The sequence below is a fragment of the Streptomyces sp. NBC_00012 genome, assembly GCF_045040875.1.
Classification (GTDB): domain Bacteria; phylum Actinomycetota; class Actinomycetes; order Streptomycetales; family Streptomycetaceae; genus Streptomyces.
Genome location: NZ_CP108309.1, coordinates 1,796,047 through 1,811,756, shown reverse-complemented (window position 1 = coordinate 1,811,756; position 15,710 = coordinate 1,796,047). Strand labels below are relative to the sequence as shown.

15 protein-coding genes and 1 pseudogene are annotated in these 15,710 nt (G+C 71.8%); 13 read left to right on the top strand and 3 right to left on the bottom strand.

Going from position 1 to position 15,710, the window contains the following annotated elements:
• Positions 1-26: 26 nt before the first annotated feature.
• A complete protein-coding gene (locus OHA19_RS08450) occupies positions 27-827 on the bottom strand; it encodes an IclR family transcriptional regulator (RefSeq protein WP_405717968.1) in 801 nt (266 codons plus the stop codon).
• A 362-nt stretch (positions 828-1,189) separates the two neighbouring features.
• On the opposite strand from OHA19_RS08450, the gene allB reads away from it, so the two are divergent.
• The 3 genes from allB (at position 1,190) to OHA19_RS08435 (ending at position 4,095) form a co-directional block, all read left to right on the top strand.
• Positions 1,190-2,533, top strand: coding sequence for an allantoinase AllB (gene allB / locus OHA19_RS08445; protein ID WP_405717971.1), 1,344 nt, complete (start codon positions 1,190-1,192; stop codon positions 2,531-2,533).
• 2 nt (positions 2,534-2,535) lie between these two features.
• On the top strand, positions 2,536-3,651 hold the full coding sequence (gene alc, locus OHA19_RS08440; protein WP_405717973.1) for an allantoicase: 1,116 nt from the start codon (positions 2,536-2,538) through the stop codon (positions 3,649-3,651).
• Positions 3,652-3,765: 114 nt separating this feature from the next.
• Complete coding sequence (locus OHA19_RS08435) at positions 3,766-4,095, top strand: putative quinol monooxygenase (RefSeq protein ID WP_266728648.1); 330 nt, start codon at positions 3,766-3,768, stop codon at positions 4,093-4,095.
• Between the two features lie 34 nt (positions 4,096-4,129).
• On the opposite strand, the gene OHA19_RS08430 is transcribed toward OHA19_RS08435, so the two are convergent.
• Positions 4,130-4,885: an SDR family NAD(P)-dependent oxidoreductase gene (locus tag OHA19_RS08430; protein WP_405717976.1), complete on the bottom strand. Its 756-nt coding sequence runs from the start codon at positions 4,883-4,885 to the stop codon at positions 4,130-4,132.
• Between the two features lie 304 nt (positions 4,886-5,189).
• Between OHA19_RS08430 and OHA19_RS08425 the strand changes: the two are divergent.
• From OHA19_RS08425 to OHA19_RS08405, 5 genes and pseudogenes are all read left to right on the top strand, one after another.
• A pseudogene (locus tag OHA19_RS08425) lies at positions 5,190-5,603 on the top strand (EamA family transporter); the annotation flags it as partial.
• A 130-nt stretch (positions 5,604-5,733) separates the two neighbouring features.
• Entirely contained in the window at positions 5,734-6,951 is a 1,218-nt protein-coding gene (locus OHA19_RS08420; RefSeq protein WP_405749808.1) for a sensor histidine kinase, read from the top strand.
• Between the two features lie 61 nt (positions 6,952-7,012).
• A complete protein-coding gene (locus tag OHA19_RS08415; RefSeq protein WP_405749807.1) occupies positions 7,013-7,735 on the top strand; it encodes a response regulator in 723 nt (240 codons plus the stop codon).
• A gap of 63 nt (positions 7,736-7,798) precedes the next feature.
• Positions 7,799-9,001 (top strand): cytochrome P450, encoded by a 1,203-nt coding sequence (locus tag OHA19_RS08410; protein ID WP_405717983.1) that lies wholly within the window; start codon positions 7,799-7,801, stop codon positions 8,999-9,001.
• A gap of 16 nt (positions 9,002-9,017) precedes the next feature.
• A complete protein-coding gene (locus OHA19_RS08405; protein WP_405717985.1) occupies positions 9,018-9,440 on the top strand; it encodes a PaaI family thioesterase in 423 nt (140 codons plus the stop codon).
• Between the two features lie 10 nt (positions 9,441-9,450).
• Here OHA19_RS08405 and OHA19_RS08400 read toward each other — a convergent pair whose 3' ends face one another.
• Complete coding sequence (locus OHA19_RS08400; protein WP_405717987.1) at positions 9,451-10,473, bottom strand: Gfo/Idh/MocA family oxidoreductase; 1,023 nt, start codon at positions 10,471-10,473, stop codon at positions 9,451-9,453.
• 137 nt (positions 10,474-10,610) lie between these two features.
• Between OHA19_RS08400 and OHA19_RS08395 the strand changes: the two genes are divergently transcribed.
• The 5 genes from OHA19_RS08395 (at position 10,611) to OHA19_RS08375 (ending at position 15,602) form a co-directional block, all read left to right on the top strand.
• On the top strand, positions 10,611-11,369 hold the full coding sequence (locus OHA19_RS08395; protein ID WP_405717989.1) for a GntR family transcriptional regulator: 759 nt from the start codon (positions 10,611-10,613) through the stop codon (positions 11,367-11,369).
• Positions 11,370-11,462: 93 nt separating this feature from the next.
• Entirely contained in the window at positions 11,463-12,473 is a 1,011-nt protein-coding gene (locus OHA19_RS08390; protein ID WP_405717992.1) for a sugar ABC transporter substrate-binding protein, read from the top strand.
• Positions 12,474-12,712: 239 nt separating this feature from the next.
• Positions 12,713-13,696 (top strand): sugar ABC transporter substrate-binding protein, encoded by a 984-nt coding sequence (locus OHA19_RS08385; protein ID WP_405717994.1) that lies wholly within the window; start codon positions 12,713-12,715, stop codon positions 13,694-13,696.
• A complete protein-coding gene (locus OHA19_RS08380) occupies positions 13,693-14,745 on the top strand; it encodes an ABC transporter permease (RefSeq protein WP_405717996.1) in 1,053 nt (350 codons plus the stop codon). Before OHA19_RS08385 ends, OHA19_RS08380 begins: the two co-directional genes overlap by 4 nt.
• Entirely contained in the window at positions 14,742-15,602 is an 861-nt protein-coding gene (locus OHA19_RS08375; RefSeq protein ID WP_405717998.1) for an ATP-binding cassette domain-containing protein, read from the top strand. Before OHA19_RS08380 ends, OHA19_RS08375 begins: the two co-directional genes overlap by 4 nt.
• Positions 15,603-15,710: the final 108 nt, after the last annotated feature.

Below are 15,710 nucleotides of genomic sequence, written 5' to 3'. Positions count from 1 at the left end.
GGCCACCCCCTTCCCCTTCGTCGGTCTCAGCCGGTGGAACCGCTGCTGGCCAGCGCGTCGGAGAGTTCCTTGGCGGCCTGCTGGAGGATCGGCACGATCCGCTCCGTCGCCGTGTCCGTCACCCGGCCCGCAGGACCGGAGATCGAGATCGCGGCCGATGTGGGCGAGTTCGGTACGGAGACCGCCAGGCAGCGCACCCCGATCTCCTGCTCGTTGTCGTCGACCGCGTAGCCGACCCGGCGGACCTGCTCCAGCGCGTCGAGGAAGCCGTCGGGGGTGGTGATCGTCTTCTCGGTGGCGGCCGGCATCCCGGTACGGGCGAGCAGGGCCCGCACCTCCTCCGGCGGCGTGTGCGCCAGCAGCGCCTTGCCGACCCCGGTGGAGTGGGGGAGCACCCGGCGGCCCACCTCGGTGAACATGCGCATCGAGTGCTTGGACGGCACCTGTGCCACGTACACGATCTCGTCGCCGTCGAGCAGGGCCATGTTCGCGGTCTCGCCGGTCTCCTCGACCAGGCGCGCGAGATACGGGCGGGCCCAGGTGCCCAGGAGCCGGGACGCGGACTCGCCGAGCCGGATCAGCCGGGGGCCCAGCGCGTAGCGACGGTTGGGCTGCTGGCGGACGTATCCGCAGAGCACCAGCGTGCGCATCAGGCGGTGAATGGTGGGCAGCGGGAGCCCGCTGCTCGCGGAGAGTTCGCTCAGCCCGACCTCACCCCCCGCGTCCGCCATCCGCTCCAGCAGATCGAAGGCGCGCTCAAGGGACTGCACACCACCGCTGGGGGCGGCGGGCTTGGAGTCGGATGTGCTGGCGTGGGACGGCGGCACGTCAACGTTCCTTTCGAGGCGGAAGGGCGGGTGCCCCGCCCTGCGAGGCACCCAGCAGCCTACCGGGCGGTTCCCGATCGGCCCACTGCTCCGGGTACGGCGTCCTGGCCGGTCAGAGCCCGTTTGTCCCGGTGTCGGCAGTCGGCGGGGCAGCTCTTCGGGCCAGTACTGGTCCCATGTTACGTTCCGCTCTCCGAAATTGGTCTTTTACTTTGTGGAAACCTCCAGTGGTGGGTGCGGAGTGGCCCGAAGGTCGCCCGGCGAGGAGTGTGGGGTCTTGACGGGCCCGAATCCCGAGTGAAGACTCCTTCAACAGTTCGTTGAATTCATCAGCGTTCGAAAGTCCGAAATAAGGAGCACGGGTGTCCGGTGCGGACGTGAAACTGGTACTGCGCTCGACGCGTGTGGTCACCCCGGACGGGACGCGCCCCGCAGCGGTCGCCGTCGCCGACGGGAGAATCGACGCCGTCCTGCCCTGCGACGCCGAGGTGCCGGCCGGTGCCCGGCTGGAGGACTTCGGCGACGATGTCCTGCTGCCCGGAATCGTGGACACGCATGTCCATGTGAACGACCCGGGCCGCACGGAGTGGGAGGGCTTCTGGACCGCCACCCGCGCGGCGGCGGCCGGCGGCATCACCACCCTGCTCGACATGCCGCTCAACTCCCTCCCGCCGACCACCACCGTCGACCACCTGCGCACCAAGCAGCAGGTGGCCGCCCCCAAGGCGCACATCGACACCGGTTTCTGGGGCGGCGCGATCCCGTCCAACGTCAAGGACCTGCGCCCGCTGTACGAGGCCGGGGTGTTCGGCTTCAAGTGCTTCCTCTCGCCCTCCGGCGTCGAGGAGTTCCCCGAGCTCGACCAGGAGCAGCTGGCCCGGTCCATGGCGGAGATCGCCGGGTTCGGCGGGCTGCTGATCGTGCACGCCGAGGACCCGCACCACCTGGCCGACGCCCCGCAGCGCGGCGGGCCCGCGTACGCCGACTTCCTCGCCTCCCGGCCCCGCGACGCCGAGAACACCGCGATCGAGGGGCTGATCGCGCACGCCAGGCGGCTCGACGCCCGCGTCCACGTCCTGCATCTTTCCTCCAGCGACGCGCTGCCGATGATCGCCGCCGCCAAGCGTGAGGGCGTACGCGTCAGCGTGGAGTCCTGCCCGCACTTCCTCACCCTCACCGCCGAGGAGGTCCCGGACGGGGCGACGGAGTTCAAGTGCTGCCCGCCGATCCGCGAGGCGGCCAACCAGGACGCGCTGTGGGAGGGGCTGGCCGACGGGACGATCGACTGCATCGTCTCCGACCACTCGCCGTGCACCACCGACCTCAAGACGCCGGACTTCGCCTCCGCCTGGGGCGGGATCTCCTCCCTTCAGCTGGGACTGCCCGCCATCTGGACCGAGGCCCGCAGGCGCGGCCACTCGCTCGACGACGTCGTCCGCTGGATGTCGGCCGCCCCCGCCGAGCTGGCCGGACTGACCCGGAAGGGCGCCATCGAGGCCGGCCGGGACGCGGACTTCGCGGTGCTCGCCCCGGACGAGACGTTCACCGTCGACCCCGCCGAGCTCTTCCACCGCAACCAGGTCACCGCCTACGCGGGCAAGACCCTGCACGGCGTCGTGAAGTCGACCTGGCTGCGCGGCGAACGGATCGCGGCCGCAGGCACCGTGGGCGAGCCCACCGGCCGCCTCCTGGAAAGGAACCAGTGACCATGACGGCGACAGACCGCTTCACCGGTGACGCGAACCCGTACGGCGGCGGCGACCCGTACGCCGACTACCGCACCGCAGGCTTCCCCTTCACCGACCTCGTCGACCTCGCCGACCGGCGGCTCGGCGCGGGCGTGATCGCGGCCAACGACGAGTTCTTCGCCGAGCGCGAGAATCTGCTCCGGCCCGAGCCCGCCGAGTTCGACCCCGAGCGCTTCGGCCACAAGGGCAAGATCATGGACGGCTGGGAGACCCGCCGCCGCCGGGGTGCGAGCGCCGAGGTGCCGCACCCCGCGGACGCGGACCACGACTGGGCGCTGGTACGGCTCGGCGTCCCCGGAGTCGTACGCGGCATCGTCGTCGACACCGCCCACTTCCGCGGCAACTACCCGCAGGCGGTCTCCGTAGAGGCGGCCTGCGTGCCCGGCTCCCCGTCGCCCGAGGAACTGCTCGCGCCCGGAGTGAAGTGGACGACGCTCGTCCCTCGTACGGCCGTCGGCGGGCACGCCGCCAACGGCTTCGTGGTCGACGCCGGGCAGCTCGTCACCCATCTGCGGCTCAACCAGCACCCCGACGGCGGGATAGCGCGCCTGCGGGTGTACGGCGAGGTCACCCCCGACCCCGCCTGGCTTGCCGCCCTCGGCACCTTCGACCTGGTCTCCCTGGAGAACGGCGGCACGGTGGAGGACGCCTCCGACCGCTTCTACTCCCCGGCCACCAACACCGTCCAGCCCGGCCGGTCCCGCAAGATGGACGACGGCTGGGAGACCCGGCGCCGGCGCGACAAGGGCAACGACTGGATCCGCTACCGGCTCGTCGAGCAGGCCGAGATCCGTGCCGTCGAGATCGACACCGCGTATCTGAAGGGCAACTCGGCGGGCTGGGCGAGTCTCTTCGCCCGGGACGGCGGGAGCGGCGACTGGACCGAGGTGCTGCCCCGGACCCGGCTGCAGCCCGACACCAACCACCGCTTCGTCCTTCCGGAGGCGGTCCGGGCCACGCACATCAGGATCGACATCTTCCCTGACGGCGGGATCTCCCGGCTCCGGCTCTTCGGTTCACCGACCGAGGACGGTGCCGCGCGGCTGGCCGCCCGCCACCGCGAGCTGGGCGGCTGAGAGCGGTCGCGTCCGAGTCGGTCCCGAGCCGGGATTCCTCGTCCCGGCCCGGGACCGACGCCGTCCGGGTGTGCCCGATGAGTCCGCGTCCAGGGCTTATGCGACCCTTGACGCATGATCTTCATCGCCGTCAAGTTCACCGTCCGCAGCGAGGAGCGCGACAACTGGCTCCCGGCCGTCGAGCCCTTCACCCTCGCCACCCGGCAGGAGCCGGGCAATGTGTTCTTCGAGTGGTCGTACAGCGTCGAGAACCCCGACCAGTTCGTCCTGCTGGAGGCATTCGCCTCCCCCGAGGCCGGTGCGGCCCATGTGAAGTCCGAGCACTTCGCGGCCGCCATGGACCTGATGGCGGACCTCGTCGCCGAGACCCCGGAGATCATCAACGTGGAGGTGCCGGGCGAGGGCTGGTCCCGGATGGCGGAGGTCACCCCGCGCTCGCGGTGACGCCGCAGGCCTGCGCCCGCCCGCGAGGACGCGGTCAGGCCGCGTGGCCGCCGTCCACCGTCAGCTCGGTGCCGGTGATGAAGGCCGCCTCGTCGCCGGCCAGGTAGGCGACGAGGGACGCCACTTCGTCCGTCGTGCCGAAGCGGTCCAGGGCGGTGGCCGAGCGCTGGCCGTCGGCGAACGGTCCGTCGGCCGGGTTGAGATCCGTGTCGACCGGACCGGGCTGCACCAGGTTGACCGTGATGCCGCGCGGGCCGAGCTCGCGGGCGAGCGGCTTGGTGAGTCCGGCCAATGCCGACTTGCTCATCGCGTAGAGGGTGGAGCCGGGGCCGCCCGCGTGCCTGCTCAGGGCCGTGCCGATGGAGACGATGCGGCCACCGCGCTCCATCAGCCCCGCCGCCGCGCGGCAGGCCAGGAACACCGCTCGCACGTTCACCGCCAGCACCCGGTCCACATCGGCCGGGGTGAGGGTGCCGATGGGGCCGAGGACGCCGATGCCCGCGTTGTTGACCAGGATGTCCAGCCGGCCGAGCGCGTCCGCGGCACCGGTCACGGCCGCCGGGACCGCTTCCGGGTCGGCCGAGTCCACCCGCAGGGCGATGCCCCGCCGGCCGTACGAGCGGATCTTCGCCACGACCTCGTGGGCGGCCGCCTCGTCCTGTACGTAGGTCAGTGCCACGTCGACGCCCTCCCGGGCGAGCCGCAGGGCCGTCGCGGCGCCGATGCCGCGGCTGCCTCCGGTGACCAGGGCGGTGCGGGTCGTGCCGGTGGTGGTGACGGTGCTGGTCATGATGGGTTCCTCGCTGGTCGGTGATGTCTCGGCCGGTGCTTCGACAGGGACCAGGAAAGTCCTTCCGCGCGGCTTTCACCGGCGGGAATCGGACGCCGGCCCGAGGCGCCGAGCGGTATCTCGATCCACACCTGCCGGCCCGCCGGCCGGGCGCGGTTCGGCAGCTTCCCGCTCGATGCCCGAGAGGGCTGTTCCGGGCGGGGCGCCGCCGGTACGTTGATCGTTCCGCGTGTGAGCCGTCGAGGTCTCCACATCGTTCCCGCTGTGGAGAACCAGGAGAAGCAGCCAGGTGTCCTCGATCGCCGTGCCCGCCCTCGCACCGTCCCGCCGTGCCTGGCTCACCGATCTGCCCGTGCTGTCCCTCACCACGGTCCAGCGCGGCAGCGCGGTCGCCGTTTTCGCCCTGCTCGCGGCCGTGCCCGGCACCGGGCAGGCGCCGTGGACGGTGGCCGCGGGCTTCGGCGTACGGGAATGGGGCGGGATGCTGTTCCTCTCCGTCTTCTGCACACTCTTCGCGTTCTTCGTGCAGATGTGGTCGGTGCGCCGCACCTCGCCGTCCCGGGTCAGTCTGCTGCTCGGCACGGAACCGCTGTGGGCCGCCGCCGTGGGGATCGCGATCGGTGGCGAGCGGCTCGGCGTACTCGGCGCGGCGGGCGCGGTGCTCGTCCTGGCCGGTACCGCCTGGGGCCGCCGCGCGGTCACTCCGGCCGCCCCCTGAGCCGGCCGGCGGCCACCACCGTCACCGCCCCCGCTGCCCCACCCGTCCGAAAGTCTCGTCCCGCGCGACTTTGGTCGCCCTTCACGTCCGTACCGCCGGGAACACCCCCCGACCTGGGTATTTTTGTGGCATGACGCGTACGGAGTACCGCTGGCTGCTGCCCTCGGCGATGGCCGACCCCGAGCTGCCCGGCGACCGGCGCGGCCGCGCGCGACGCACCGTGCGGGACTGGGCCGTCGACGTCGCCGCCTTCCTCTGCGCGGCCCTGGTCGGCATGCTCGCGGCCGCCACGATCGAGGCCGACGGCACCACCCCCGACGGCGTCCTGTTCGCCGACATCGTGATCGGCGCCCTGGCCTGCTGTGCCCTGTGGGTGCGGCGGCGGTGGCCGCTCGGCGTCGCGGTGGGCCTGGTCCTGGTCGCCGCGGTCGAGCCGGTCGCGGCGGGGGCCATGCTCGTCGCGCTGTTCGGGATGGCCGTGCACCGCCCGTTCCGGCCCGTGGCGGCCGTCGGGGCACTCACCCTGGCACTCGCCCCCGTACAGCCGTATCTTCGCCCCGAACCGGACACCTCATTCGTCGAGGCCACGGCCATCGGGGTGCTGCTGCCCCTGCTGGTGATCAGCTGGGGCATGGTCGTACGCTCCCGGCGGCAGCTGGTCGTCACCCTGCGCGAGCGGGCCCACCGGGCCGAGACCGAGGCCGAGCTCCGCGCCGAACAGGCTCAGCGGCTCGCCCGCGAGGCCATCGCCCGCGAGATGCACGACGTCCTCGCCCACCGGCTGACCCTGCTCAGCGTCCACGCCGGAGCCCTCGAATTCCGCCCCGACGCACCGACGGCCGAGGTGGCCCGCGCGGCCGGGGTCATCAGGGACAGCGCGCACGAGGCGCTCCAGGACCTCCGCGAGATCATCGGAGTCCTGCGCAGCCCCGGAGAGAGCGACGGCGACCGGCCGCAGCCCACCCTCGCCACGCTGGACTCGCTGGTCGCCGAGTCCCGGCAGGCCGGCATGAAGGTCATCCTCGACAACCGCGTCGACGACCCCGGGGCGGCCCCCGCCGCCACCGGCCGCACCGTCTACCGGATCGCCCAGGAGGGCCTGACCAACGCCCGCAAGCACGCACCCGGCACCGAGGTCACCGTCACGGTCGCCGGATCCCCGGGCGAAGGGCTCAGCATCGAGGTGCGCAATCCGGCACCCACCGAACCCTTTGAGCAGGTCCCCGGCTCCGGCCAGGGGCTCATCGGCCTCACGGAACGCGCCACCCTGGCCGGGGGCAGCCTCGACCACGGGCCGCAGCCGGACGGCGGATTCCGGATCAGCGCATCGCTGCCGTGGCCGGCCTGACCGCCGCGGATACCCCGGTCCCCGGCACGACCGGTGTCCGGGCCTGACTACGGTGGTCCTCATGACCACCCCGACCCCGATGGACCCCGTGGCACAGCCCGTCCGGCTGATCGTCGTCGACGACGACCCGCTCGTACGGGCCGGGCTCGCCCTCATGCTCGGCGGCGCCGACGACATCGACATCGTGGGGGAGGGGACGGACGGCACGGAGGTCGCGGAACTGGTCGGCCGGCTGCGCCCCGACGTGGTGCTGATGGACATCCGGATGCCGGGCATGGACGGGCTGACCGCGACCGAGGCGCTGCGCACCCGCCCCGGTGCCCCGCAGGTCATCGTCCTGACGACGTTCCACGCCGACGAACAGGTGCTGCGGGCCATCCGCGCCGGAGCGGCCGGTTTCGTACTGAAGGACACCCCGCCCGCGCAGATCGTCGACGCGGTACGGCGGGTGGCGGCCGGTGATCCGGTGCTGTCGCCCGCGGTGACGCGCCGGCTCATGGCCCGCGCGGCCGGGACCGGCCGCGACGACCGGGCGGACCGCGCGGACCGGGCACGGGCGCGGATCGCGTCACTCGCCGAGCGGGAACGCGAGGTCGCGATCGCCGTCGCCCACGGCAGTTCCAACGCCGAGATCGCCGCGACGCTCTACCTCAGCGTGGCGACCGTGAAGACACAGGTGTCCCGGATCCTGGCCAGGTTCGGCCTCAACAACCGCGTCCAGATCGCGCTGCTGGTGCACGACGCCGGCCTGCTCGACGATGACGGCACGGAGCCGGCGACATAGGGTGAACCGGCCGGTCCGAAGCGATCGAGCCGAGCGAGTCGTCAGACCGGGAGGGGCGATCCCATGTCCGATGCCAGTGGCCGTGCCGAGGTCGATGTCGATCTGACCGGGATCGCGGACTTCACCGCGAACCCGTACCCGTACTACGAGAAGCTGCGCGCCGCGGGCCCGGTGCACACCGTCCGCACCGACGAGTTCGAGAGCGTCTGGCTGGTGGTGGGATACGACGAGGCCCGCGCCACCCTCGCCGACCCGCGGTTCGCGAAGGACTGGCGGGGGCTGCCGGGCGCTCCCACCGAGAGCGACCCCATCTCCTTCAACATGCTGGAGCTGGACGCGCCCCACCACACCCGGCTGCGCAAGCTCGTCGCCCGGGAGTTCACCGCCCGCCGGGTCGAGGCGCTGCGCCCCCGCGTCCAGCAGATCACCGACGGGCTCCTCGACGCGATGGTGCCCGCCGGACGCGCCGATCTCGTCGACGCGCTCGCCTTCCCACTGCCGATGACCGTTATCTGCGAGCTGATCGGTGTGCCGGACCTGGACCGCGAGGCATTCCGCGGACTCTCCAACGGTGTCATCACCCCCGCCTCGCCGCTCCAGGGGATCGAAGCGGCGCGCGCCATGAACGAGTACCTGTGCGAACTCATCGAGGACAAGCGGTGCTCGCCCGGCGACGACCTGATGAGCGCCCTGGTCCGGGCGCGCGACGAGGAAGGCGACACGCTGTCGCCGGACGAGCTCGTGGGGATGGCCTTCCTGTTGCTCGTCGCGGGCCACGAGACCACGGTCAACCTGATCGCCAACGGGGTACGGGCACTGCTGGGCCACCCGGACCAGCTGGCCGCCCTGCGAGCGGACCCGGAGCTGATCGGCGGCGCGGTCGAGGAGATGCTGCGTTACGACGGGCCGGTGGAGAACGCCACGTTCCGCTTTACCCGTGAGCAGGTCGAGATCGGGCGGCGGACCATCCCGGCGGGCGCCCCGGTCCTGGTGTCCCTGGCCGGCGCCGACCGGGACCGCGGCCGCTACCCGGAACCGGACACCTTCGACATCCGTCGCGACGCCCGGGGCCATCTGGCCTTCGGGCACGGCGCCCACTTCTGCGTGGGTGCGCCACTGGCCCGCATGGAGGGCCGGATCGCGATCCGTACACTGCTGGAGCGCTGCCCCGCCCTCGCGCCGGACGCGGGCGCGGAAGCGGGGGAGTTGGAGTGGATTCCCGGGATGCTGATCCGCGGGGTGCGCGGGCTGCCGGTCCGCTGGTGAGACAAGGAGACCTGAAATGAACGGACTTGACCTGGAGCTGGCGCGGAAGGTGCTCGACAGCCAGCCGTTCAGCGGCCTCGTGGGCGCGCGGGTCACCGCCTTCGGGGACGGCGCCGCCACCCTCGAAGTGGACATCCGCCAGGAACTCCAGCAGCAGAACGGCTTTCTGCACGGCGGGGTCCTGGCCTACGCGGCCGACAACGCGATCACCTTCGCCGCCGGCACCACGCTCGGCCCGGCCGTGCTGACCGGTGGCTTCTCCATCCAGTACATCCGGCCCGCCACCGGCAGCACACTCATCGCCGAGGCCGAAGTGGTGCACACCGGCCGCCGCCAGGCGGTGGTCCGCTGCGAGCTGTTCGCGGCGGGGGAGGACGGGGAGCGGACACTCTGCGCGGTCGCGCAGGGGACCGTGCTGTCGGCCGCCCCGTCCTCCTGAGCCCCGGCCCTCAGGGGGCGGGCCGCGCCGCGCCGTCGGCGACCTCCGCGATCGCCACGGGGCGCCGCTCCCGGCGGGACACCTCGCACGCCTCCGCGATCAGCAGCGCGAACCAGGCCTCCCGGCCGTCGCACGGATTGGGCAGCTCGCCCCGCACCACCCGTACGAACGCCTCCAGTTCGGCCTCGTACGCCGGAGCGAACCGCTCCAGGAATCCGGGCCAGGGGGAGGCAGGGGCCGCCGGGCCCCGGGGTTCGGCCGAGGTGAGCGGTGTGCGGTCGTCCAGGCCGACCGTGATCTGGTCCAGCTCGCCCGCCAGTTCCATCCGTACGTCGTAGCCGGCGCCGTTGCAGCGGGTGGCGGCCGCCGTGGCCAGCGTGCCGTCGTCGAGGGTCAGCAGGACCGCCGCCGTGTCCACGTCGCCCGCCGCCCGGAACATCCCGGGCCCGGCATCCGACCCGGTGGCGTACACCTCCGTCACCTCACGGCCCGTCACCCACCGCAGCATGTCGAAGTCATGGACCAGACAGTCCCGGTACAGCCCCCCGGAGAGCGGTAGATACGCGGCGGGCGGCGGGGCGGGGTCCATCGTCACCGCCCGCACGGTGTGCAGCCGGCCCAGCGCTCCGTCCCGCACCGCGGCGCGGGCCGCCCGGTACCCCGCGTCGAACCTGCGCATGAAGCCCAGTTGGAGCACGCTCCCGGCCCGGTCGACCTCGCGCAGTGCGCCCAGGGTCCCTGGCAGGTCCAGTGCGATCGGCTTCTCGCAGAACGCCGGGAGCCCGGCCCGCGCGGCCCGGCCGATCAGCTCCGCGTGCGCCGAGGTGGCCGAGGCGATCACCACGGCGTCCACCCCGGCGCCGAACACCTCATCGGCGCCCGGGGCCACCGTCGCGCCGGTGCGCCGCGCGACCTCGGCCGCCCGCGCCCCGTCGGTGTCCGTCACCACCAGGGCGTCCACCTCGGGATGGCGGGCCAGCACGCCCGCGTGGAAGGAACCGATCCGGCCAGTGCCGATGAGTCCGATACGCATGGACCCAACGTGCCGTCCACCGGCTGCGCTGTCAACCATATGTCCTGACAAGGTGCCCCTTGTTCGTTGGTCATGCTGTCCGGACAACAGGACGACCGGACTACCGGAGGTTCTGACATGAGGGATACCCTCCACGCGTGCCCAAACCCACCACCGACCCGGCCGCGCTCGAACTCGGCGTGGACCGCTCCAGCCCGATCCCGCTCTACTTCCAGCTCGCCCAGCAGCTGGAGTCCGCCGTCGAGCAGGGCAGGCTCGCCCCCGGCAGCCTCCTCGGCAACGAGATCGAGCTGGCGGCACGGCTCGGCCTGTCCCGGCCCACGGTCCGCCAGGCCATCCAGTCGCTGGTCGACAAGGGGCTGATGGTGCGCCGTCGCGGCGTCGGCACCCAGGTCGTGCACAGCAGGGTCAGGCGCCCGCTCGAACTGAGCAGCCTCTACGACGACCTGGAGGCCGCGGGCGGGCACCCCACGACCCGCGTCCTGCGCAACACCGTCGAACCCGCCGACGCGGTGGTGGCCGAAGCCCTGGCGGTCGCCGAGGGCAGTGACGTACACCTCGTCGAGCGGCTGCGTTACGCGCACGACGAGCCGCTGGCGCTCCTGCGCAACCACCTGCCGACCGGGATCGTCGACCTGGACACCGAGCGGCTGGAGGCCACCGGGCTGTACCGGCTGATGCGCGGCGCCGGAATCACCCTGCACAGCGCCCGCCAGACCGTCGGCGCCCGGCTCGCCACCGCCGACGAGGCGGCCGGGCTCGCCGAGGAGGAGGGGGCCGCCCTGCTGACGATGGAGCGCGTCACCTTCGACGACACCGGGCGGGCGGTCGAGTTCGGCTCCCACATCTACCGGGCCTCCCGCTACACCTTCGACTTCCAGCTGCTCGTACGGTGACGACGGCCGCCCCGCCCCGTTGACGTGTCGTACGACCACCGCTAGAACTCCTCCAGCCGCACTCGGGCGGCCGGGAGAGAAGGCGGACCCACCATGCGTACCTCTCGCAAGGCAGCAACCCTGATCACCGTCGCGGCCCTCGGCATCGGGCCCACCGTCACGGGCTGCAGCGGCTCCGGCGGCCGGAGCGCCGAGGAGAAGCCCGCGGCAGGGAGCGGCGGCGCGGGCACGGCCGCCGGAACGCCCCGGATGAAGATCGCGATGGTCACGCACTCGGGAGAGGGCGACACCTTCTGGGACATCGTGCAGAGCGGCGCGAAGCAGGCGGCGGCCAAGGACAACGCCGAGTTCCTCTACTCGGCGAACAAGGAGGGCAAGGAACAGGCCCAGCTCGTCCAGGCCGCCATCGACCAGAAGGTCGACGGGCTGATCGTCACCCTCGCCAAGCCGGAAGCCGTCAAGGACGTCGTGGCCAAGGCCGTGAAGGCCGGCATACCCGTCGTGACCATCAACTCGGGCGCGCAGTTCTCGACGGAGATCGGCGCGCTCGGGCACATCGGGCAGGACGAGAAGGTCGCGGGCGAGGCCGTCGGCGACGAGCTCGACGCACGGGGCCGCAAGAAGGCCCTCTGCGTCATCCACGAGCAGGGCAACGTGTCGCTGGAGGAGCGCTGCGCCGGGGTGCGCAAGACCTTCGGCGGCCAGGTCGAGAACCTCGATGTCGAGGGCACCAACATGCCCGCCGCCACCTCCTCGATCGAGGCGAAGCTCCAGGCCGACAAGGACATCGACGCGATCGTCACCCTCGGAGCCCCCTTCGCCGCCGCCTCCGTCAAGGCCAAGGACGGCTCGGGCAGCACGGCCGAGGTCGACACCTTCGATCTGAACGCCGAGGTCGTCAAACGGCTGAAGGCCGACGAGGTCGGCTTCGCCGTCGACCAGCAGCCCTACCTCCAGGGCTACCTCGCCGTCGACGAACTCTGGCTCAACCGGACCAACGGCAACGTCGTCGGCGGCGGAAAGCCGGTGCTCACCGGCCCGGCGATCGTCACCGCGAAGGACGTGCCGCAGCTGGAGAAGTACACCGCGCGCGGCACCCGGTGAACCTCCCACGCACCGCGGCGGGCGTGCGTGCCGGACCCCGCGGGCCCGGCATGATCCGGACGAGAGGCCCCGGGCGCCGACACACGCGCCCCGCCCCTGCCGGGCGGTGCCGTCGGCCGCTCGGGGATACTTGGCCAGCCGGGCCGGGAGTACGTCATCCCCGGCCCCTCCAAGCAGCACAGCGAGCAGCACAAGAAGGGCACGGCGTCGTGGCAAGGGTTCGGACAGGGGTACGTGCGATGGGCGCCGTGCTTGCGGCGGTGCTGGGGGCCTCCCTCGTGGGATGCAGCAGCACCGGTGGCAAGCGGGCGGAGGAGCGCGCGGCCCGGGCCGCCGCCGAGGGCCGGGCCGCGGTGGACACACCCCGCTGGACCTTCGCGATGGTCACCCACTCGGGCGACGGCGACACCTTCTGGGACATCGTCCAGCGCGGTGCCGAGCAGGCGGCCGTCAAGGACAACATCAAGTTCCTGTACTCGCACAACGACGAGGCCCAGCAGCAGGCCCAGCTCGTGCAGGCCGCCATCGACCAGAAGGTCGACGGGCTGATCGTCACCCTCGCCAAGCCCGACGCGATGAAGGACGTGGTGACCAAGGCCACCAAGGCCGGAATCCCGGTGATCACGGTGAACTCGGGCTCCGCGGAGTCCAAGCGGTTCGGCGCGCTCACCCACATCGGCCAGGACGAGTCCATCGCGGGCGAGGCGGTCGGCGACGAGCTCAACGCGCGGGGCCGCAAGAAGGCGCTGTGCATCCTGCACGAACAGGGCAACGTCGGCCATGAGCAGCGCTGCGCCGGAGCGAAGAAGACCTTCGACGGCCAGATGCAGAACCTCTACGTCGAGGGCACCAACATGCCCGACGTCCAGGCGTCCATCGAGGCCAAGCTCCAGGCCGACAAGAGCATCGACGCGGTCGTCACCCTCGGCGCGCCGTTCGCGGACGCCGCCGTCAAAGCGAAGAAGACCGCGGGCAGCAACGCCGAGATCGACACCTTCGACCTGAACGCCAAGGTCGCCACCGCCCTGACGGACAAGACCCTCGGCTTCGCGGTCGACCAGCAGCCCTACCTCCAGGGGTACGAGGCGGTCGACCTGCTCTGGCTCTACCGCTACAACGGCAATGTCCTCGGCGGCGGCCGCCCGGTCCTCACCGGACCGCAGATCATCACCGCCGAGGACGCCGCCGAACTCGCCCAGTACACGAAGCGGGGGACCCGATGAGCACGATCGCCGGACCGTCCGCCCCGGCCGGGGCCGACGAGCGGCTGATGCGCACCTCACCGCTGCGCAGACTGCTCGGCCGCCCCGAGCTCGGCTCGGTGGTCGGTGCCGCGGCCGTCTTCATCTTCTTCTCGATCGTCGCCGACAGCTTCCTGCGCGCCTCCAGCCTCGGCACGGTGCTGTACGCGGCCTCGACGATCGGGATCATGGCCGCGCCGGTGGCGCTGCTGATGATCGGCGGCGAGTTCGACCTCTCCGCCGGTGTGCTGGTCACCAGCTCCGCGCTGATCTCGTCGATGTTCAGCTATCAGATGACGGCCAACGTCTGGGTCGGCGTCTTCGTGTCGTTGCTGGTCACCCTGGCCATCGGGGCGTTCAACGGCTTTATGCTCACCCGCACCAAACTGCCGAGCTTCATCATCACGCTCGGTACGTTCCTGATGCTGACCGGCCTCAATCTGGGCTTCACCAAGCTGATCAGCGGGACCGTTTCCACCAAGTCCATCGGGGACATGGAGGGCTTCGACTCGGCTCGCAAGGTCTTCGCCTCGCAGTGGACCATCGGCGGCGTCGAGTTCAAGGTGACCATCCTGTGGTGGGCGGTCCTCGTGGCGATCGCCACCTGGATCCTGCTCCGCACCCGCTTCGGCAACTGGATCTTCGCGGTCGGCGGCGAGGCCGACGCGGCCCGCGCGGTCGGCGTCCCGGTGATCCGTACCAAGATCGGCCTCTACCTCGGGGTCGCCTTCGCCGCCTGGGTCTCCGGCCAGCACCTGCTGTTCTCCTTCGACGTGGTGCAGTCCGGCGAGGGCGTCGGCAACGAACTGATCTACATCATCGCGGCCGTCATCGGCGGCTGTCTGATCACCGGCGGCTACGGCTCCGCGATCGGCTCCGCGGTCGGTGCCTTCATCTTCGGCATGACCAGTAAGGGCATCGTGTACGCGGAGTGGAACCCGGACTGGTTCAAGTTCTTCCTCGGAGCCATGCTGCTCCTGGCCACCCTGCTCAACGCATGGGTACGCAAGCGCGCGGAGGCGACGAAATGACGGCCCCCAAGGCACCGGCCGACCGGGAGGCGCCCCACCGGGCGCTCGTCGAGCTGGACCACGTCAGCAAGTTCTACGGCAACATCAAGGCCCTGACGGACGTCTCGCTGGAGGTCCACGCGGGCGAGATCTCGTGTGTGCTCGGCGACAACGGCGCCGGCAAGTCCACCCTGATCAAGATCATCGCGGGGCTGCACCGGCACGATGCGGGGACCTTCCTCATCGAGGGCGAGGAAACCACCCTCGCCAACCCGCGCGACGCCCTGGACCGCGGCATCGCCACGGTCTACCAGGACCTGGCCGTCGTGCCCCTGATGCCGGTCTGGCGCAACTTCTTCCTCGGCTCCGAGCCGACCACCGGCGCGGGCCCCTTCAAACGGCTCGACGTGCGGCTGATGCGCGAGACCACCCGCTCCGAGCTGCTGCGCATGGGGATCGACCTGCGCGACGTCGACCAGCCGATCGGCACCCTCTCCGGCGGTGAGCGCCAGTGCGTCGCCATCGCACGGGCCGTCTACTTCGGTGCCAAGGTCCTCGTCCTGGACGAACCCACCGCCGCGCTCGGCGTCAAGCAGTCCGGGGTCGTGCTCAAGTACGTCGCGGCCGCCCGCGACGCGGGTCTCGGCGTGGTCCTCATCACGCACAACCCGCACCACGCGTATCTCGTCGGGGACCGTTTCGTCCTGCTGAAGCGGGGCGCCATGTCCGGCAGCCACACCAAGGAGTCCATCACCCTGGACGAGCTGACCCGCCAGATGGCGGGCGGCAGCGAGCTGGAGGAGCTCAGCCACGAGCTGGAGCGGGCCCCCGCGCCGACCCACCTCGGCGGCCACCCGGTCCCCGGCAAGTCCGAGTAGCCACCGGCCGGTACCGGCCCCGTGCTCACCGGTCCGCCAGCCCCGGTGCTCCGGCAGTGGCAGAATCGAGCCCGACGGGCGCAGTCCGCCGCCGGGAGCACCGCCCCC